Annotated in this window: 21 protein-coding genes; 8 read left to right on the plus strand and 13 right to left on the minus strand. The window is 36.7% G+C overall.

Annotated elements, in window-relative coordinates; all coding sequences use genetic code 11:
- Positions 1 to 69: 69 nt before the first annotated feature.
- Entirely contained in the window at positions 70 to 759 is a 690-nt protein-coding gene (locus APB85_RS13685) for an outer membrane beta-barrel protein (protein WP_057481988.1), read from the minus strand.
- A 220-nt stretch (positions 760 to 979) separates the two neighbouring features.
- Positions 980 to 1423 (minus strand): Hsp20/alpha crystallin family protein, encoded by a 444-nt coding sequence (locus tag APB85_RS13690; protein WP_057481989.1) that lies wholly within the window; start codon positions 1421 to 1423, stop codon positions 980 to 982.
- Positions 1424 to 1602: 179 nt separating this feature from the next.
- Here APB85_RS13690 and APB85_RS13695 point away from each other — a divergent pair, with 179 nt between their 5' ends.
- The gene (locus tag APB85_RS13695; protein ID WP_057481990.1) at positions 1603 to 2892 is read left to right on the plus strand and encodes a DUF2254 domain-containing protein; all 1290 of its coding nucleotides are present in this window, start codon (positions 1603 to 1605) and stop codon (positions 2890 to 2892) included.
- A gap of 33 nt (positions 2893 to 2925) precedes the next feature.
- On the plus strand, positions 2926 to 3183 hold the full coding sequence (locus APB85_RS13700; RefSeq protein WP_057481991.1) for a DUF1456 family protein: 258 nt from the start codon (positions 2926 to 2928) through the stop codon (positions 3181 to 3183).
- An 87-nt stretch (positions 3184 to 3270) separates the two neighbouring features.
- Here APB85_RS13700 and ettA read toward each other — a convergent pair whose 3' ends face one another.
- From ettA to APB85_RS13715, 3 genes are read right to left on the minus strand one after another with little or no spacing between them, the layout of a single operon-like run.
- A complete protein-coding gene (gene ettA, locus APB85_RS13705) occupies positions 3271 to 4962 on the minus strand; it encodes an energy-dependent translational throttle protein EttA (RefSeq protein WP_057481992.1) in 1692 nt (563 codons plus the stop codon).
- Positions 4963 to 5017: 55 nt separating this feature from the next.
- Positions 5018 to 5491 carry a DinB family protein gene (locus APB85_RS13710; protein ID WP_057481993.1) on the minus strand — a complete coding sequence of 158 codons (474 nt, stop codon included), beginning with the start codon at positions 5489 to 5491 and terminating at the stop codon, positions 5018 to 5020.
- A 17-nt stretch (positions 5492 to 5508) separates the two neighbouring features.
- Complete coding sequence (locus tag APB85_RS13715) at positions 5509 to 5688, minus strand: CAL67264 family membrane protein (protein WP_057481994.1); 180 nt, start codon at positions 5686 to 5688, stop codon at positions 5509 to 5511.
- Between the two features lie 177 nt (positions 5689 to 5865).
- On the opposite strand from APB85_RS13715, the gene APB85_RS13720 reads away from it, so the two are divergent.
- From APB85_RS13720 to APB85_RS13730, 3 genes are all read left to right on the plus strand, one after another.
- The gene (locus APB85_RS13720; protein WP_057481995.1) at positions 5866 to 7509 is read left to right on the plus strand and encodes an acyl-CoA carboxylase subunit beta; all 1644 of its coding nucleotides are present in this window, start codon (positions 5866 to 5868) and stop codon (positions 7507 to 7509) included.
- Between the two features lie 14 nt (positions 7510 to 7523).
- Positions 7524 to 9161: a M1 family metallopeptidase gene (locus APB85_RS13725; protein WP_057481996.1), complete on the plus strand. Its 1638-nt coding sequence runs from the start codon at positions 7524 to 7526 to the stop codon at positions 9159 to 9161.
- Positions 9162 to 9391: 230 nt separating this feature from the next.
- On the plus strand, positions 9392 to 9814 hold the full coding sequence (locus tag APB85_RS13730) for a DoxX family protein (RefSeq protein WP_057481997.1): 423 nt from the start codon (positions 9392 to 9394) through the stop codon (positions 9812 to 9814).
- A 62-nt stretch (positions 9815 to 9876) separates the two neighbouring features.
- Here the strand turns inward: APB85_RS13730 and APB85_RS13735 are convergent, their stop codons facing one another.
- The 7 genes from APB85_RS13735 to holA form a co-directional block, all read right to left on the minus strand.
- Positions 9877 to 11229 carry a M24 family metallopeptidase gene (locus APB85_RS13735; protein ID WP_057481998.1) on the minus strand — a complete coding sequence of 451 codons (1353 nt, stop codon included), beginning with the start codon at positions 11227 to 11229 and terminating at the stop codon, positions 9877 to 9879.
- Between the two features lie 11 nt (positions 11230 to 11240).
- Positions 11241 to 12338, minus strand: coding sequence for an AMP-binding protein (locus APB85_RS13740; RefSeq protein WP_057481999.1), 1098 nt, complete (start codon positions 12336 to 12338; stop codon positions 11241 to 11243).
- Positions 12339 to 12399: 61 nt separating this feature from the next.
- A complete protein-coding gene (locus tag APB85_RS13745; protein ID WP_057482000.1) occupies positions 12400 to 13341 on the minus strand; it encodes a CPBP family intramembrane glutamic endopeptidase in 942 nt (313 codons plus the stop codon).
- Positions 13342 to 13344: 3 nt separating this feature from the next.
- Positions 13345 to 14379 carry an o-succinylbenzoate synthase gene (locus APB85_RS13750; protein ID WP_057482001.1) on the minus strand — a complete coding sequence of 345 codons (1035 nt, stop codon included), beginning with the start codon at positions 14377 to 14379 and terminating at the stop codon, positions 13345 to 13347.
- A 27-nt stretch (positions 14380 to 14406) separates the two neighbouring features.
- Complete coding sequence (locus tag APB85_RS13755) at positions 14407 to 15087, minus strand: metal-dependent hydrolase (protein ID WP_057482002.1); 681 nt, start codon at positions 15085 to 15087, stop codon at positions 14407 to 14409.
- Between the two features lie 189 nt (positions 15088 to 15276).
- Positions 15277 to 16179, minus strand: a complete 903-nt coding sequence (locus APB85_RS13760) for a 1,4-dihydroxy-2-naphthoate polyprenyltransferase (protein WP_057482003.1) — start codon at positions 16177 to 16179, stop codon at positions 15277 to 15279.
- 1 nt (position 16180) lies between these two features.
- Entirely contained in the window at positions 16181 to 17185 is a 1005-nt protein-coding gene (gene holA / locus APB85_RS13765) for a DNA polymerase III subunit delta (RefSeq protein ID WP_057482004.1), read from the minus strand.
- Between the two features lie 76 nt (positions 17186 to 17261).
- On the opposite strand from holA, the gene APB85_RS13770 reads away from it, so the two are divergent.
- The 3 genes from APB85_RS13770 to APB85_RS13780 all read left to right on the plus strand — a co-directional run bounded on the left by APB85_RS13770 (position 17262) and on the right by APB85_RS13780 (position 19646).
- Complete coding sequence (locus APB85_RS13770) at positions 17262 to 17729, plus strand: type I restriction enzyme HsdR N-terminal domain-containing protein (RefSeq protein WP_057482005.1); 468 nt, start codon at positions 17262 to 17264, stop codon at positions 17727 to 17729.
- Positions 17726 to 18721 (plus strand): glycosyltransferase family 2 protein, encoded by a 996-nt coding sequence (locus tag APB85_RS13775; protein WP_057482006.1) that lies wholly within the window; start codon positions 17726 to 17728, stop codon positions 18719 to 18721. The genes APB85_RS13770 and APB85_RS13775 overlap by 4 nt, the downstream gene beginning before the upstream one ends.
- 91 nt (positions 18722 to 18812) lie before the next feature.
- Positions 18813 to 19646: an OmpA/MotB family protein gene (locus APB85_RS13780; protein WP_057482007.1), complete on the plus strand. Its 834-nt coding sequence runs from the start codon at positions 18813 to 18815 to the stop codon at positions 19644 to 19646.
- Between the two features lie 73 nt (positions 19647 to 19719).
- Here APB85_RS13780 and APB85_RS13785 read toward each other — a convergent pair whose 3' ends face one another.
- On the minus strand, positions 19720 to 20556 hold the full coding sequence (locus APB85_RS13785; protein ID WP_057482008.1) for an alpha/beta fold hydrolase: 837 nt from the start codon (positions 20554 to 20556) through the stop codon (positions 19720 to 19722).
- Positions 20557 to 20651: the final 95 nt, after the last annotated feature.

A 20651-nucleotide genomic window follows, 5' to 3' on the forward strand; every position in this document is an offset into this window, starting at 1 on the left:
TAACGCATAAAAAAAAGCTCTAATTGAAAAATTATCAATTAGAGCTATATGTTATTTAATTGTAAATTTTTAGAAATAACAACCTCTTCCTCTTCTTCGACCTGTATTAGATTCGCTATCGCCAATTTTAAAACTAAGGCTAACTAGAAATTGGTTCACCCTTAAATCATCATATTCTGTAAGGTTAATTCCATATTGGCCATTATCAAAATCTAGCCCTTGTGTTTCTTGACTGGCCATAGATCTATCATATCTTAAACCCAATTCAAATCTACCTAAACTCACTTTTGCTCCTGCTTGTATAGCTAGTGGAGTATTTTGAACAATTATAGTTTGGTTTATTGGCTGAGTGCCTTCAATATTGGCGTTCATTATATTTTGATAAGCAGGCCCAGCATAAACATCTACTGGACCCCAAATATTATAACCGAAAAGCAAAGGAATACTTAATTTTTCAACTGAATAAGCTGAATTTTGTAATGGAAATTCAAATTCCATTTCCATAGAATTATATATTACTTCGGGACGCACAAAAAATTTTCCGAAATTCAATTCAAAAAATACACCTGCATGAAAACCTACCTTAGGTTTTCCTTCAACAATTCCATCAAAAAAACCTGCACCTCCAGAGGTACTACCATCAATTTCTCCAGTCATAGAGTAGTTGGCACCACCCTTTATTCCAAAACTATATTCCTGAGCCTGGGCGAAAGACAAAGAGAAAATGCTAATAAAAATCAGTAGAAAATATTTGTTCATAAAAATAGATTTAGTAGGTCTGTTCTTGCGGGTAAATATATCAATTATCTAAAATAATCATAGAGTTCCCGGTTTCTTTTTAACGCATAAAAATTCAATAGCGTATATATCTTTTGGGAAATATGTTCTACCTCTATATTTAAATAGGTATTAGGGGTGTTTTATATAAAAAAGCGCCGCTGTTAGCGACGCTCTTAATTAATCAAACCAAAGATGTCAACTAAGAAATTTCAATCATTCGTTTAGCCTGCACCTTAGCTTCTTCCCTTTTTGGAAGCAAAATTTCCAAAACTCCATTGTTATATTGAGCAGAAATTTTTTCACTATCTACAGAATCAGGCAAACTAAAGGCTCTTTTAAAGGTGCTATAACTAAACTCCTTCCTGGTGTACCTACCATTCCTTTCGGTTGATTCATTCTCTTTTTTGTCTTCAGAAGAAATTGTTAGTACATCATTTTCCAGCTCGATATTAAAATCTTCTTTAGTCTTCCCTGGCGCTGCAACTTCAACGCTAAAACTTTCCTCGGTTTCCTGAATATTTACCGCCGGAATACTGGTTCCAATGCTATTAACATTTGTAGTTCCTCCTAACCAATCTGTTTTAAACATATCGTCAAAAACCGAAGGCTGCCAATTGGCTTCATTTCTATTAATTAAACTCATAACTTTTATTTTTAAAGGTTTCACTTTATTGTTTTCTCAAATCATATTAGCAATTTAAGTTCCAATCAAAATAATTATGCCTTTTTGACGTATTTAATGAATTTTATGGTGTCATTTTGTCAAAAATCTAAAAATATCACATCTTTAAACGGATTTGAGTAACTTTCGCTAAAAATTGAATGAAACATTTTTTTAACCGTATCTATATCCTGCTTTCTAACCTGCAAAGTAAAATTGCTTTCTACCCCAGTCTTTTCGCGATTTTTGGATTCCTTACTGCTTTTTTGCTGATTTATCTGGAGAACCAGGGAATTTCCGAATATCTCATTAAGAAAGCCCCTATGCTAATGGTGAATGATGGCAGTACGGCTCTTAGTATATTAACTGCCTGTATTACCGGCCTTATCTCTATGATGGTTTTTAGTTTTTCTATGGTGATGGTACTTTTAAATCAAGCTGCCAGTAATTACTCCCCAAGATTATTACCCGGACTTATTTCTGATAAAATTCACCAGGTTATTTTAGGGGTTTATATGGCCACAATTCTCTACTGTATCTTTGTGATGGTGTCTATTAAACCAGAGGCAGACAATTACCAAACACCAAGTTTCTCGGTATTTATAGGTATTATTTTTACCGTAATTTGTATTGGAGCTTTTATCTATTTTATTCATAATATCTCGCAGAGTATCCAAATTAATAATATCCTGGATCGCATCTTCCGCCAGGCAAAAAAGCGTTTAAATTTTCTGTTGGAAACCGAAGAAAACGATAAACAAAATTTTCCTGATACCAAAAATTGGCATCAATATCACTCCAAAAAGAGTGGATATTTTCAAAATTTATCGTCAGATAACCTTTTGGATATTTGTATCGAGCAAGAAACTCAAATCGAAATATTGCCTGTAAAGGGAGTTTTTATCTTAAATGGTATTCCGCTTTTTAAGTCAAAAAAGGAGCTTGATGACGAAACTTTAAAAAAAGTACTCTCAAACTTTAGCCTTGCCAGAGGAGAATTAGTTAACACCAATTACGTCCTGGCTTTTAAACAAATAACCGAAGTAATTGTGAAATCTATGTCTCCCGGAATTAATGATCCCGGCACCGCTTTAAACGCACTTGATTATTTAACCGAACTTCTGGCTCTTAGAATGCAGAAGCAAGATGAACAGTATTTAAAGAATGATGACGATATAATTATAAAAATGAAAAGTGTTAGTTTCGGGGAACTGCTCTATCAGGTTTTAGCACCGATTAGGGGCTACTGTAAACATGATATAATTATCGTACAGAAATTAGGCTGGATGTTTAAATACCTAAAAACACAGAAATCTGTTAATGAAGAGTATTATAAAATAATGGACAATGAAGCCAAAAATATTATTTCTGATGCAAAATCTGTTATAGACAATAAGGCTGATCTTGAAAAAATAAATACTATTCAGAAACAATTAAACCTGGAATTCTAAAAAGAATAACTCTGGAAAAACTACTTTTGCCTTATGGGATTAACAAACAACGATATTTTTAAAAAATTAAGAGTCGCTCATAAATTACGAGATGACGATATTGTAAAAATTTGCGCTTTGGTAGATTTTAAAGTAACCAAAAGCGAATTAGGAGCAATTTTTAGAGCTGAAGATCACCCGAAATACGTAGAGTGTGGCGATCAATTTCTTCGAAATTTTCTAAACGGACTCATTATTCATCTTCGAGGCCCGATGCCGGAAAAGAAGAATCCAAAACCCAAGAAAGACTAATTGCTAAAAAGCAAAAAACCTCAAAGATTATCAATCCTTGAGGTTTTTATTTTTTACTTCACCCTAAACTTGTTTCAGGGTCTAAGTTTATCTTACCAATTTCTTATACTTAATACGTTTCGGCATAATATCTCCACCTAAACGTTTTTTCTTGTTCTCTTCATAGTCAGAGAAACTTCCTTCGAAGAAATAAACCTGAGAATCTCCTTCAAAAGCAAGTATGTGAGTACAAATTCTATCCAGGAACCAACGGTCGTGAGAAATAACCACAGCACAGCCGGCAAAATTTTCTAAACCTTCTTCCAGCGCTCTAAGCGTGTTTACATCCAAATCGTTTGTAGGCTCATCCAACAGCAAGACATTCCCTTCTTCTTTTAGAGTCATCGCTAAATGCAGTCGGTTTCTCTCACCACCAGAAAGCATATTTACTTTCTTATTCTGCTCGCTTCCGCTAAAGTTAAATCGGCTTAAATATGCTCGGGAATTTACCTGGCGGCCGCCCATCATTATCATTTCCTGTTCATCACTAAAATTTTGCCAGATGGTTTTTTCAGGATCAATATTAGAGTGCGCCTGGTCTACATAAGCGATCTTAGCCGTTTCACCTACTTCAAAGCTTCCCTTATCGGGCTCTTCTTCTCCCATAATCATTTTAAAAATCGTGGTTTTACCGGCACCGTTTGGACCAATAACTCCTACAATTCCAGCCTGCGGAAGTTTAAAGTTTAGATCTTCATATAAAAGTTTATCGCCAAAAGCTTTACTAACCCCATTAGCCTCAATTACATTATTACCAAGTCTTGGGCCATTTGGAATATATATTTCCAGTTGCTCATCCATCTGCTTCTGGTCCTGGCTCATTAACTTATCATAATTTTTAAGCCTGGCCTTTTGTTTACTTTGGCGACCTTTAGGATTCATTTTTGCCCATTCTAGCTCGCGCTCCAATGTCTTTTGGCGTTTGCTGGCCTGTTTTTGTTCCTGTGCCATTCGTTTAGACTTCTGGTCTAACCAGGAAGAATAATTCCCTTTCCAAGGAATACCTTCCCCTCTATCCAGTTCTAAAATCCAACCGGCCACGTTATCAAGGAAATAACGGTCGTGCGTTACAGCGATTACTGTCCCTTTATACTGGGCTAAATGATGCTCTAACCAATGCACAGATTCAGCATCTAAGTGGTTAGTTGGCTCATCCAGAAGTAAAATATCCGGTTCCTGAAGTAAAAGTCTACAAAGAGCTACACGCCTTCTTTCCCCTCCGGAAAGTACCGATATCTTTTTATCGGCATCAGGAGTTCTTAGAGCGTCCATCGCGATTTCCAACTTAGTATCAAGTTCCCAGGCGTTAGAAGAATCAATTTTATCCTGAAGTGCAGCTTGTTTATCCATAAGCTTCTGCATCTTATCGGCATCCTCGTATACTTCAGGTAAACCAAATTGATCGTTTATTTTATTGTATTCATCAAGAATTGCTACGGTCTCAGCAACTCCTTCTTTTACAACTTCCAAAACGGTTTTATCTTCATCCAATTTTGGCTCCTGTTCAAGGTAACCAATAGAATATCCCGGAGAAAAAACCACATCTCCCTGGTAATTTTTATCTTCTCCTGCTATAATTCGAAGCAAGGTAGATTTACCAGAGCCGTTTAAACCAAGAATTCCAATTTTTGCACCATAGAAAAAACTAAGGTATATATTCTTCAAAACCGGGGTGTTCGCATTTTTAAAGGTCTTTGTCACCCCAGACATTGAAAAAATCACTTTTTTATCGTCTGCCATATATTATTTTTTTAAGCTGTTTAAGTTTGCAAATATCTAAAATTAAAATCACCCACTATTTATAAAGTCCCAGAAGACGCAAAATAATGAGCATCTGCCCGGTGTGGTAAGCTGTATGTTCTATAATTAGTAGCGTTTCGCGTAGTAACGTATGATTTTCAGAATTTCTAACCGAGATATTAAGATCGTTTTTAGGATCCATCAGGAAGTTTTCAAGAATATCTCGATCATCAAAATAATCTTTTTTGAGCTTTTCCCAGGTTTCCCTGTTTTGAGGCGCAGATTCATCAGGCCAGTAATCCTCCGGCCAATTAGAGGTTTTATAATCACCCGAAATCGAGTATTCTAAAATATCTTTTTGAGAAAAAACAATATGGTAAAAAAGTTCATAGAAAGAATAGGGTAAATTATAGGGACGCTCTCCCAGTTTCTCAAACGGAATTTTATCTATAAAAATTTCTAAGGAAGTAAAAGCCTCTCCTCCTTTTAAATGTTTTACCAGTTGCTCCTTTTCACCTTTTTCATTCATAATTAATATTTTTTGTTTTAAATCCTGCCTTTTAGTGCATTAAAAGCCCAGGAAATAGCAAAAAATCCAATTCCTACCACTGAGAATCCAATTGCATATTCACGATATTTAAGAACACCCAATAAAATTATTGCGGCACCAATTATAAACAAAGCAAAAGAAGCCCATGCGAAAATGGTATTTTTATTCATTCCCATAATAAAAGGTTTTATACAAATATCGGATATTTTAGCCTTCTAAACCACAACTGAAATTCACTCTATTTTGTATTTTAGCCAAAAGACAGCTTTAATTTCAATAATTACTGAAATTTTCATAAAAATTATCCCTTAATAAAGGATATTTTGAATTTCAGAATTTAAAAATTACAATATATGAATATGAAATTCAATAAAAATGAAGACCATAACAAACTTTTGGTTTCTTCATTAAATCATAAACTCAAACGCGTAAAACTTGGCGGCGGTGAAAAACGCATCGAAAAACACCACGCCAAAGGCAAAATGACTGCCCGCGAGCGTATTGATTTTCTTCTTGACGAGAAGTCAAATTCTATAGAAATTGGCGCTTTTGCAGGTGAAGGAATGTACGAAGAACATGGTGGCTGCCCTTCGGGAGGTGTTGTTGTCAAGATAGGTTATGTTTCGGGGAAGCAATGTATTGTGGTTGCTAATGATGCTACCGTAAAAGCAGGGGCCTGGTTTCCCATTACCGGAAAGAAAAACCTACGCGCCCAGGAAATAGCGATTGAAAACAGGTTGCCAATTATCTACCTTGTTGATAGCGCCGGAGTGTATTTACCAATGCAGGATGAAATTTTCCCAGATAAAGAACACTTCGGAAGAATTTTTAGAAATAACGCAGTAATGAGCAGTATGGGAATTACCCAAATTGCGGCCGTTATGGGTAGCTGTGTAGCCGGTGGTGCTTACCTTCCTATTATGAGTGATGAAGCACTTATCGTAGAAAAAACCGGGAGTATTTTCCTTGCCGGAAGCTACCTGGTAAAAGCTGCAATTGGCGAATCTATAGATAATGAAACGCTTGGTGGCGCAACCACACATTCTGAAATTAGCGGGGTGACCGATTATAAAGCGAAAGATGATAAAGACGCGCTTACCCGTATTAAGAATATTATGGATAAAATGGGCGACTTCGATAAAGCCGGATTTAGCCATAAAAAAGCCGTAAAGCCTAAGGAGAAGCAGGAAGATATTTACGGGATTCTCCCGAAAAAACGTAGCGACCAATACGATGTTAGGGAAATTATTTCCCGCCTGGTTGATGGTTCAGAGTTTGAAGAATATAAAGAAGGCTATGGGCAAACCATTATTACCGGCTACGCCAGGATAGATGGTTGGGCCGTGGGTATTGTGGCTAATCAGCGTAAAATTGTAAAAACTACGGCGTCGAAAACAAAACCTACTGAAATGCAATTTGGCGGTGTGATCTATTCTGATTCAGCCGATAAAGCCACTCGTTTTATTGCAAACTGCAACCAGAAAAAAATTCCGTTGGTTTTTCTTCAGGATGTTACCGGGTTTATGGTAGGCAGCAAAAGCGAGCACGGCGGTATTATTAAAGACGGTGCTAAAATGGTTAGCGCGGTTAGTAATTCGGTAGTACCTAAATTTACCATCATTATGGGGAATTCTTATGGTGCCGGAAATTACGCGATGTGCGGAAAAGCCTACGATCCAAGACTTATCGCAGCCTGGCCAAGTGCAGAACTTGCAGTAATGGGTGGCACACAAGCCGCCAAAGTTTTAGCACAAATTGAAACCGCTGCAATGGAGAAAAAAGGTGAGAAGGTTGATGAGGAAAAAGAAAAAGAAGTTTTTGAGGCGATAAAATCACGTTATGATGAACAGACTTCTCCATATTACGCTGCTGCACGTTTATGGACAGACGCGGTAATAGACCCTTTAGACACCAGGAAATGGATTTCCATGGGAATTGAAGCCGCAAACCACGCGCCTATTGAAAAAGATTTTAATTTAGGAGTGATCCAAACATAATTTCAGATTTAAATATGAAAAAATTAATTTTAGCCTTAGTTGTCTTAATTTCTGCCGCTAATATTTCCTGCGCCCAGGTTTTAAGCAACAAAAAAGGCAATTATACCGAAGCCGATTCATTAAGAGGCTCACTAAGACCTGAGCGCGCTTTCGATGTTCAGAAATATCATTTAAAGCTTAAAGTTGAACCCGAAAAGCAGTTTATTTCTGGTTCAAATACGATTAGTTTTATTGCTGACGATGATCTTTCTACCATTCAAATAGATCTTTTTGAAAACATGAAGGTGGATTCTATCCTTCAGAATAATCAAACTTTAGCTTACAATAGAAAGCACAATGCGGTTTTTATCGATTTGAAAGAAACAGTAAGAGCCAATGAGAAAGGAGAAATTCAATTTTATTATTCCGGAAAACCTATCGTAGCAAAAAATGCACCCTGGGATGGCGGTTTTGTGTGGGATACAGATAAAAACGGAGATCCGTGGATTGGTGTTGCCGTTCAGGGAACAGGCGCCAGCCTTTGGTACCCAAATAAAGACCATCAAAGTGACGAGCCGGAAGAAGTTCAGCTAGATATCGCAGTTCCAAACGGACTTATGAATGTTTCTAACGGGCAATTTTTAGGTAAAAAAGATCTGGGCAACGGCTTTACTCAGTGGAGCTGGAAAACAGTGAATCCCATTAATAATTACAACGTAATGATCAATATCGCGAATTATGAGCATTTTTCAGATTCCTATGGTGATCTGGATCTTGATTACTATGTTTTGCCTTACAACCTGGAAAAAGCTAAAGAGCAATTCAAGGAAGTTAAACCAATGATGGATTGCTTTTACGAAAAATTCGGGGAATATCCTTTTGTGGAAGACGGCTTTAAACTTATTGAAACTCCTTACCTTGGGATGGAACACCAGAGCGCGGTAGCCTATGGAAATGAATACGAAATGGGTTATTTAGGCAATGACCTTTCCGGAACCGGTATTGGCTTAAAATGGGATTACATCATTATTCACGAATCGGGTCACGAATGGTATGGGAACAGTATTACCGCAAAAGATATTGCCGATATGTGGATTCACGAAGGCTTTACTTCCTACTCGGAAGCTGTCTATGTGGAATGCCGCTGGGGTAAAGAAGAAGCGCTGGAATATCTTAAAGGAACACGCCGTGGCCTTGGTAATAATGCAACAATTATTGGTGATTACGGTGTGAATAGCGAAGGCTCTGGGGATATGTATTTTAAAGGTGCCAATTTGCTAAATACCATTCGTAGCATTTATGATAACGATGAATTATGGTGGAAAACCTTAAAAGATTACACCGAAACTTATAAACACCAGATCATCGATACCGAGACCACTGAGAATTTCTTTAATGAATCTACAGGGGTAGACCTGGAACCTATTTTTGATCAATATCTAAGACATACTGATCTACCGAAATTGCAGTTCAGAAAAAAAGAAGGAAAAACCCAGGCAAGATGGATAGCTGATGTTGAAGATTTTAAAATGCCGGTAGATATTTTTATCGACGGAAAAGAAATTAGAATCACGCCAACAGATGAATGGGGCGATTTAAAGGAGAACATAGCCCTTAATAAAATTGAAGTAAACGACCTGGAATTTTACATTAAAACCAGTTACAAGAAGTAAAATTTAATTTAGAATTTTAAAAAAGGCTGTCTTATACAGCCTTTTTTTATGCTTACAAACGAACTCTCAGAGCAATCTCACAAGGTACCCATTAAAACCTTTATTTACTTTTCAAAGCTCGCCCCATAGCATTTAAATCTCGATTTTCGATTAAAAGAATAACGAATAATTAAAACAATAATACATTTATTTTCAGTAACTTATAGTTCACAAACTTTAACACTAAAGTTATGATAAGCGTAAAATCCCTCAATAAGTGGGCGAATGCGCACACTTATTATTTCATTGATGTTTTAAGGATTGCTTTAGGTGTTTTCCTGTTTATAAAAGGAATCAACTTTATTTCCCAAACAGAAACACTTATAGAACTCATAAAGCCACTTGAAGGTTATGGAGGTACCATGCTAACCGTTCATTATGTAGCCTTTGCCCATTTAATTGGCGGAGTACTTATAGCTGTGGGTTTACTTACCCGTTGGGCTATTCTCGTTCAACTCCCAATTATTATTGGCGCGATCTTAATAAATTTTATAGGAGTTATGCAACCGGGCCGGTTATTTGAAGCCAGTATCATACTAATTTTAAGCCTATTCTTTTTATTCTATGGCTCTGGAAAACATTCCACAGATTATTATATGAAAATGCAACAATAGACAGGAAAAAGGAGAGAAATTTTTAATTTGAGTTAGGAATTCACTTAAATGAAATTCAACCTTTATTTATGTGAAATCAGCAAAAGTTCTTCCTGCCTGCCATTTACATAGCGAAAATCCTCGGCTCCCCAAAAACCGGACTCTTCCAACATGATTCTAACCTCCTGGTCCCATTCAGGCAAAAAGACACTGGTTTTAAGTTCAATAGCATATACAGTATTTTCCTGTAAGGGATAATCCCCACTTCCCGGCACGCCTTCCTGCGAATCCCACATACCAATGGTAGTACCTGAAGAATGGCCATAAAGACCTAGAGGATGCGTATAGATCATAGGTTTTAAACCTTTTCTTTTAGCTTGCTCTAAACTTTCTAAAAGAATTTTATTTCCGGTTTTTCCGGTTTCGAAATTTCCGGTTAAAATATCCTGTAACTGGTTGCCTTTATCAAATGCTTCCGAAAGAAATTTTGGAGCTTCACTTTCTCCCGCTTTCAAAACATAAGCCATTTGCTGGCAATCGGTATTTAGTCCCAAATAAGAAATACCAAAATCGCAATGAATAAGATCTCCAGGCATAATCACTTTTCTTTCTTTAGCTGAAGAAAAGGCACTCACGTGATCTTGCAGGGCATCTTCATCTCGCTGAATTGCAACCGTTGGATGAAACCAGGTTTCAAGGCCAAGATCAGTTACTTTTTGACGCATCCACCAAACTACATCTTCAGTACTAGTTTCTCCGGGCACAATCACCTTATTACTAAATGCTTCCCGAATAATAGTTTTAGTAATCTGCACCAATTCTGGGTAGATTTCCATTTCTTTTTCACTTCGGGTTTCTATCCAGCCTATTGCAAGATCTTCTGCCGAAACGATTTTTGAATGAAATTCCTGAGGAAGAGCTTCCATAAATTCATCATAATCGGTTTTTACCAGGCCATCGGCAATACCATCTATTTCAGAATAATTCAGTCCAATTTTCTCTGGGTTTCGGTCTTTTATTATCTGCACCAAAGCTTTCCATTGTTCGGGTTGCTTTTCAGGATTCCAGGCAGAGCTTATATTTTTTCCAACATCATATCGCGCTACTGCCAAACGTTCTAAACTATCCTGTTCTTTATTTCTGTAAAAGACAAGAATTGTTCGCCGGCGGGCATTTAACCAGGTAGGCGGCAGCATAGTTTTTAAAACGGGATCTTCATTATATTCTCGCGCGATTACCAGCCACATATCAATTTCGGTGCGATCCATTAGTTTGGAAAGAAGATTATCAAACCTATCCTGTTGTATTTCTTCTATAAGTTGTGCGCGTTCGCGTTCTGGTAATATTTGTGCTGAAACTGGAAAACAAAAAGCTAGTAAAAATATTAGTAGGATAGAATTGCATATCCCGCCCCTAAATTCTATTAATTTTCTCATAAAATAAAAGCTTAGTTTACCTTGCTTGTAAAAGTATTTTCCCTGTGAATTTTCCCGGTATGGGTTTCTTCAAATTTTTCTATGAAATAGATCTTTTTAGGGCGCTCGTATTTTTCAAGGCTTTTTAACTGGTTAATCTCCTTTTCCAATTTCTGAAGAAAATCTTCTGAAAATTCATTCTCAACAAACAGTACCAATTTTTCACCCAGGGCATCATCTGGCATACCTATAACAAATAACCGCTGATCTATAATTTTGGAAAGCTTATTTTCTATTTGTTCAGGGTGCAGTTTAATGCCACCAGAATTGATCACATTATCTAATCTACCCTTCCATTGAAATTTTTTATAGGTAAGAATTTCAACCACATCATTGGTGGTAATAATTTCATCTGAAAGTTTGGGCGCTTTAATCACTAAACAGCCTCTTTCGTCCTGGGAAATATTAATATTTGGCAGTACCTTAAATACTCGTGATTTTTTCTTGTTTTTTGATGGATTTAGCCTTTTGGCCGCGATGTGGGTAACGGTTTCCGTCATTCCATAAGTTTCATAAACTTTGGTGCTAACTTCCTTCACCATTTTTTGCAGACGTGGTGAAACGGCTCCGCCGCCAACAATAAGTTTTTTTATAAGGTGCAGGCGACCAACAGAATTATCCAGTTGGAACGGCGTCATTGCACAAAAATCGTAACGTTTGAAGACCTGGTCTAAAGGATTGGAAGATGGTGGCACCATATCTAATTGCCAACCTAAAACCATAGCGCGAACCAGCATCATTTTTCCGGCAATATAGGTTGCCGGCAAGCATAGCAAAGCAGTCGTTTTTTCTGGTAAATCAAAGAAACGAGAAGTAGCAATGGCCGAATTGATCATATGCTCCTTTTTGATCCTAATAACTTTTGGTGTACCTGTAGAACCAGAGGTTTTTACCTCAACATACTTAGAAGGCTTGATCCACTCCAATAAGAAACTTCCTACTTTTTCTTCAAAAGCTTCACCTTCTTTTATAAAACTATAGGCCACAAGATGTAACTCTGCATTAGTAAAATGCCGCTTGTTCAGTCTGAAATCAGGGTGGGTTTCCCTTACTTTATACTTATCTGCCATATTTAAAACCAAATATGTTACATTACTTTGTATTGAAAGTTAGGAAATTGTAATGATTAATTTAACTTTCTTCTGAAAGTTTTATGGTTTCAGGCTTTTCTACTCTTCCGAAGAGTTTATTTTTCCAATCGCTCCAACCATATTTTTTAGCCATAATAAAAAGAAAAAGCGGATAAATTATAAATACCGGCACCAAAACATCAATCCCCGCGGTTGGATCTGAAATATCCTTAAAAATAGATTCGGTTTGGAAGGCAGTCCAATCGGCAGTAACGAGCAGAGCTGCAGTAAGGTTGTTACCGGCATGAAAGCCTAAAGCCAGTTCCATACCTTCATCCATTAATGTCATTATTCCCAGCAAAAACCCGGTACCAATATAATAGATCATGATCAAGTTCCCCATTTGGGTTACTTCGGGGTTAAAGAAATGTAATCCCCCAAAACATACTGAAGTAATTATTAAAGGCACCCAACGATTTTTAACAAGTGTGCCAAGCCCCTGCATAAAATATCCGCGGAATAAATATTCTTCAAAACTGGTTTGCAGCGGAATCATTATAATGGCGATTCCTACCAAAATAGCAAAGGGAACCGGCTGAAAGTTTACCAGGAAATCTTCAGGATTCACCGAATACTCTATTAATGTAACAATAATGGTAAAAGCAGCTACAAGACCAAAACCAAACCACACACGCCCCCAGTCAACCTTTTTTCGGCTGGTGGTAATTGATTTTACGGGTTGATTATGCAATAATTTTACAACTAGTAAAAGAACACCAAGACCTGCAGCGAAAGTGAGCAAGATTAGAAAAAATGTAAAATTAGAATCTAAAACCTGCATAAGTTCTCCTTCAGTCATTTCCGCTATTTCCATTCCTCGCTCTAAAAAAACGGCTATACCTAGAGGAATTTGTCCTATAACAACTCCAACGAAAACCAATAAAGTTCCAATAACATATCGCCAAAAATCATAGCGATATTTAAAAGCTTCAGCTATATACATTTACTAAAAATTAAATTCCCAGCTTTTAGCCGGATTATATTGAATATTTCCTTTCGCCACTTCTAACGGACTCTCTATATTGTTAGTATACAAACTTCCGGTACCCAGTCCCTGCGGCATTTTACTGTATTTAGTATAAGTAAATTGCGAAATTGCGCTGAGCCCTACGTTGCTTTCCAACGCACTGGTAATCCACCAACCAATATGTTGTTCTTCCGCAAGCTCAATCCACTCTTGTGTACCTTTAAAACCGCCAATTAAACTGGGCTTTAGAATAATATACTGTGACTTTATTGTTTGTAGTAATTCTTTCTTCTTAGTTACATCAAAAACTCCTATAAGTTCTTCATCCAGAGCAATAGGAAGCGGTGTTCTTTCACACAAACCTCTCATTTGTTCCCATTGGCCCTGTTTTATAGGTTGCTCTATACTGTGTAACTGATATTCACTTAAGCGCTTCAATTTTTCTAAAGCTTCAGTAGGTTTAAAAGCTCCATTTGCATCTACGCGTAATTCTATTTCTTCGGAAGAAAATTCGGTTCTAATATATTTTAAAAGCTCTAATTCGGTCTCAAAATCTATGGCTCCAATCTTCATCTTAATACAATCGAAACCGGCTTCAATTTTCTCCTGAATTTGAGATTTCATAAAAGACTTTTCTCCCATCCATATCAAGCCATTAATTGGTATTGCAGCCTTTCCATCAGTGAATTCAGAAGGAAATATTTCGAAAGGATTTTTAGCTTTTAAAGATCTAAAAGCCATTTCTACTCCAATTTGAATGCTCGGAAATTCTTTTAATTCTTCCCAAAGCATGGTTTCGCCCAGATTGATATTGTTGCAAACCCACTGCAATTTTTCTTCATAATCTGGCCTGTCGTCTATACTTAGACTTCTAAGAATTCCGCATTCGCCATAACCAACCTTATCACCATCGGTAATTTTTAGAAACCAGGTCTCTTTAGTAGTAAGAACGCCCCGCGAAGTTCCGCTGGGGCGTTTAAAATTTAGGATATACTTTTTATAATCTGCCTGCATATATTTTATTATTTGTACAAGCCGAAACTAAAGTTCCAGACTTTCTCCAATTTCAAGAAGCATAAGGTCTTTCCCTTCATCAAAAAACTTCCTTTTAGCTTCTTCGTGATCTATTTCAATGTAACCAAAGGTATCATAATGGCAACCTAAAACTTTATCGCATTCCACAAAATCACTGGCAATTATTGCATCTTCTACACCCATGGTAAAATTGTCTCCAATGGGAAGAATTGCCAAATCTAAAGTAGTGTGATGCGGAATTAATTTCATATCCATAGTAAGGGCGGTATCGCCGGCAATATAGATATTCTTATGCTCGCCTTCTATCACAAAACCACCGGGTTGCCCACCGTATTTACCATCTGGAAAAGAACTGGTATGTATGGCATTTACGTATTTCACTTTCCCGAATTCGAATTCCCAGTTTCCACCGTGATTCATAGGATGTACTTCTATGCCTTTTTCTTCATAATGATTAGCGATCTCAAAATTACTTACGATTACCGCTCCGGTATTTTTCGCAATTTCTTCAGCATCTAAAGTATGGTCCTGGTGTGCGTGGGTTAGCAAAATATAATCGGCCTTTAAATCTTTGATATCGATTTTGTCTTTAGCAAGATCATTTCCGGTTATAAATGGATCAACCAAAACGTTGATATCTCCTATTTTAATTCCCAAACAACTCTGTCCGTAAAAAGTGATTTTCATAACTTAATTTTTATGGTTTGCCCTAATTTAAGAATTCGATAAAAAAAGCCTCAAATTACCGAATATATAATTTTGTTAAACTTACTCGATAAACGAGATTAAATGCTCTGTCCCGAAGCATCGGGATGCCTCCAAATCAAATGATATTTTCTAATAATAATTCTTCTTGAACTTGCTCCAAGTGGTTTACTACCAGATCTGCCCCAGCCCAAAAAGAACTGCCGTGGCAAAGGTAGAAAGTGCTAAAACCTTTAATTCAGGATCCAGAAGTGTAGCATTTTCATTTTCTACCACTCTTTTAAGATGCAGGATTAAAGGAATAAAAGCCGGGAGATAAAGAAAATCATTTATACTTTTCAGGTTAAGCACCGTAAATAAAACCAAACAAAGTATGGCTCCCAGAATGAGTGCAAAATGATAGTTTTTTGCTCTTTTGGCGCCAAGTTTTACCACTAAGGTAATTTTACCCGCTTTTTCGTCAGAAGCGCGGTCTCTCATATTATTGAGATTCAAAACACCCATACTTAAAAACCCGATACTAAATGCCGGAAGCAATACGAGCCAATTCCATTGATGTGCGTATAAAAAATAAGAACCGTATACCGCAACTAATCCAAAGAAGATAAAAACAAAGACATCTCCAAGCCCACGATACCCGTAAGCCGATTTACCGACTGTATATTTTATAGCAGCAGCAATTGCAGCTATTCCAAGAAGAAAGAAAAATAGCGCATAACCCAAATTTTCTTTTCCAAAAGCCACATAAATAAGGAGAATAGCAAAAAGCAAGGTGACAATGGCAGTAATTATAATTCCCTGAAGCATTTCCTTCTGGGTAATTAGCCCGCTTTGTAAAGCTCGTTGTGGGCCTACCCTATCTTCGTTATCTGTTCCCTTAACACCATCACCATAATCGTTGGCAAAATTAGAAAGCACCTGTAAGCCTAAAGTGGTGGCTAGTGCGAGACTAAAAATAATAATATTAAACACACCTTCACTAACCGCAATGGTGGTTCCCACAATAATACCCGAGATTGATAAAGGTAAAGTTCTTAACCGGGCAGCACTAATCCATGAATTTATTTTACCCATTTTAGTTTAAGATCTTAACCATTAATTCCTTGAGCAAATCGCCATGAGAAATATTAACCGCTCCCACACCTTTTCCTTTAACATCGCTTTCGTGCAACAAACCAATTACCTGGCTCACTTTTTTCATCGGATAATTTTTAGCTGCTACTACATAATCGCCCACAAAATAGGGATGCACTTTAAGCTGTTTGGCAACGTTAGCCTTAGATTTATCTGGCAGCCCGTGATATTGCATAATTTGTGAGAAATAAGAAAACAATAGCGAAATGGTAACTACCATTGGATTATCCTTTGGGTTCTGGGCAAAATAATTCACAATGCGGTGTGCCTTTAAAGAATCCCGCATTCCTATGGCTTTTCGCAATTCAAAATTATTGAAGTCTTTACTTATTCCTATATTTTGTTCAATAAGCTCTGGAGTAATTTGAGTACCCTCTGGAGTGATAAGCTGAAGTTTATTTAATTCGTTATCAATTTTTCCAAGATCAATTCCTAAAAATTCTACAAGCATTTGTGCTGCTTTAGGAGAGATAGTATAGTTCCTTGCCTTCAGTGTTTTCATGATCCAGTCGGCCACCTGGTTTTCATATAGGCGCTTGCTTTCAAACAAAATCCCGCTTTTCTTCAGAACTTTAGAAAGTTTCTTACGTTTATCAAGGCTTTTATATTTGTAACAAAAAACCAAAGTGGTGGTAGGCTGCGGATTTTCGGCATAATCTACCAGTTTTTCTATGCTTCTGGATAGATCCTGTGCTTCTTTAACAATAATCACCTGTCTTTCGGCCATCATAGGGTAGCGCTTGGCATTGCTCACAATTTCGTCTATACTGGTGTCGCGACCATACATAATGATCTGGTTAAAACCTTTTTCTTCTTCCGCCAGTAAATTTTGCGCAATAAAATCTGAGATCCTGTCTATATAATAAGGTTCTTCGCCCATTAAAAAGTAAAGCGGCGATACACTACCTTTTTGAATATTATTTACAATCTCTTTTGCTTCTTCCATTAAGGTGAAGGATTTTTGAATTTTAAAATTAAACTGAAGCTTGCTGCGCTGTGGTTTTCTTTTTTACTTTTGGCCTATGTTAGCGCTTAATTTTCCAAAATATTCGTTCCGGTTCAAAAATAGTGAAAATAAAATAGCCGTTTTTGATGAACTCCGGAAAAAATTTGTGGTTTTAACTCCCGAAGAATGGGTGAGACAACACGTGGTGAAATTCCTTACTTTAGATAAGAATTATCCTAAAAACCATATTAATGTTGAGAAACAACTGAAACTGGGAAAGCTTACTAAGCGTTATGATGCGGTAGTTTTTTATCCCGACGGAAAAATAAAAGTGGTGGTAGAATGTAAAGCCCCGCATATAAAAATAACCCAGGAAGTTTTTGACCAGATCGCCAGGTATAATTTGAGTCTAAAAGCCGATTATTTAATGCTCACCAACGGATTGCAGCATTATTTTTGCAAACTGGATTACAAAGAAGAAAAGTATCATTTTCTCCCTGAAATCCCCGATTATATTTCTTCTAAAACTTCTGAAAGATCATGAGTACGGCAGTAGTAATTTTAAACTGGAATGGCCGCAATTTACTGGAGCAGTTTTTACCTTCGGTAATTCGTTTTTCTGAAGGAGCCAATATTTACGTAGCCGATAATGCTTCTACCGATGATTCGGTAGTATTTGTACAGGAAAATTTTCCGCAGGTAAAAATTATTCAGAATAAAGAGAACGGCGGATTCGCCAAAGGGTACAACGATGCGCTTTCCGGTTTAACCGAAGATATTTTTGTTTTGTTAAACAGCGACGTAGAAGTTTCCAAAAACTGGTTAGAACCAATACTGGAAATTTTTAAAAATCAACCTAAAACAGCTGCGGTTCAACCTAAAATTCTCGATTATAAAAGAAAAAACTACTTTGAATATGCCGGGGCTGCAGGCGGATATATAGACAAATATGGCTACCCGTTTTGTCGTGGAAGGATTTTTGAAACTTTAGAGGTAGACCACGGGCAGTATAATAATGATGTTCCTATTTTTTGGGCCAGCGGTGCCTGTATGGTGATAAGGAAAAACGTTTATTGGGAAGCCGGCGCATTAGATGAGGATTTTTTTGCTCACCAGGAAGAAATAGATTTATGCTGGCGCATTCATAATTTAGGCTATCAAATAAAATCTTGTGGCATTTCCACCGTTTACCATGTGGGTGGCGCTACATTAGATAGTATGAATCCAAGAAAGACTTTTTTCAATTTTAGAAATAGCTTGTATATGCTTTTAAAAAATGTGCCCGCACCAAATGTTTATAGTATTTTATTTATTAGAATGATCCTTGACGGAGTTGCGGGAATTAAATTTATTGCAGAAGGTAAATTCTCACATTTATATGCTATTCTTCAAGCACATACCGCATTTTATGGTAACTTCAAAAAAATTCAATCAAAGCGAAAAAGAGTTCCAAAAAACATGAAGTATTTTCAGTTAAAATCTATTATTTGGTCTTATTTTTGCTTAAGCAAAAAACAATTTTCTAAATTAAAATAAAAGGATTCAAACTTATGCTAAAGCTTCTTTTTCCGCTTTACATTTTTTTGATACTTTTGAAACATCTAACATTAATAACAATTACAAGATTATGAAACGAATTATGCTTTTATCGGCTACCGCCGTTCTTTTGTTTTCCTCTTGCGTATCTAATAAAAAATATGCTGAGCTTGAAGAACAACAAAAACAAACCCAGGATGAGTTAAACACTGCAACCATTAAACTAAATGCGTGTTTAGAGGATAAACAAAACCTGAATCAGCAAATTTCAAGACTTAACAATACCAACGCGGCATTGCTAAACAACGTAGGTGACCTTGCTACTCTTTCTAAGAAAGAAGCTGAAAACCTTGAGCGTTCTCTTGAAAGCATCAAAGAAAAGGATTTGGCTATTCAATCTATGCGTGATGCAATTAGCAAAAAAGACTCTGTAACTTTAGCGCTTGTAACTAGCTTAAAAGGTGCTTTGGGTAATATGGCTGATGAAGACATCGAAATTAATGTTGAAAAAGGTGTAGTTTACGTTTCTATTTCAGATAAACTTTTATTTGACAGTGGAAGATACAATGTAACCGATCGTGCTAAAGAAGTACTTGGTAAAGTTGCTACTGTAGTTAAAAACAAGCCGGACATCGAATTTATGGTAGAAGGACATACTGATGATAAAGCTATCAAAACTTCAATGTTTGAAGATAACTGGGATCTTAGTGTGAAAAGAGCTACTTCTGTAGTTAGAATTCTTCAGGATGAGTTTGGTGTAGAGCCAGCTAGAATGACTGCCGCTGGTAGAAGTTACTATGTGCCTGTTGCAACTAACGAAACTGCTGAAGGTCGTGCTAAAAACAGAAGAACAAGAATTGTAGTTCTTCCTAAGCTTGACCAATTCTACGGAATGATCGAAGAAGGAATGAAATCTGCTAAATAAGCTTTTTGATTCTTTTAAATATAGAAAAACCCCGCAATTGCGGGGTTTTTTATTTTCTATTAAGATGATAATACTATTTCTTTAAAAAGCGCAATAAGATCTCCTTAAACTCTTTTTTGTGCGTCATTATCAATCCATGTGGTGCGCCTTTAATTACTTCAAAAGTATTATCCTTAACCAGGTCTTTACTTTTCTTACCGGCAATATCTATCGGCACAATTTCATCATCATCTCCGTGGACTATAAGCGTTGGTACATCAAACTGCTTTAGATCTTCTCTAAAATCTGTCAATCCAAAAGAATCTACACAATCCAATGTTGCTTTTGAGGAAGCTCTACAGGCAATACTCCAATCGTAATGTTTTTGATCTTTACTAACACGATCTTTATTTTTATCGTAATTGTAAAACTTATCGCCAAATCCAGCTAAGAAACCTGCGCGGTCTTTTCTAATCTCCTTTTTAAATCCTTCAAAAACTTCTTTTTCAAGTCCATCAGGATTATTATCGGTTTTCAACATAAAAGGAGGTACTGCAGAGATTAATGCTGCTTTAGATACATTGGCGGTTCCATATTTTCCTATAAAACGGGCAACTTCTCCTCCACCCATAGAGAAACCTACAATAATTGTATCTGAAAGTCCCAGTGCGGTAATAACATCGTTTAAATCAGAGGCTAAAGTATCATAATCGTAGCCTTCCCAGGGTTTATCACTATCACCAAATCCGCGGCGATCGTAACTTATGCATCTAAACCCGGCATCTACGATTTTCTCTACCTGATATTCCCACATTTTATGACTTAAAGGCCAGCCGTGAATTAATATAACCGGTTGCCCTTCGCCATAATCTTCATAAAATAGTTTTATCTTATTTCCGTGCTCTTCGTTCTTAGTTTCAATATAATTCATTGTATGTTTTTTTTTAAGTTATGGACTATAACTCGCTATAAAAAAGTAAAGCCTGCATTTAGCAGGCTTTTAACGTGTTATCAAAAATTTTATTT

The sequence above is a fragment of the Salegentibacter mishustinae genome (genome assembly GCF_002900095.1).
Lineage (GTDB): Bacteria > Bacteroidota > Bacteroidia > Flavobacteriales > Flavobacteriaceae > Salegentibacter > Salegentibacter mishustinae.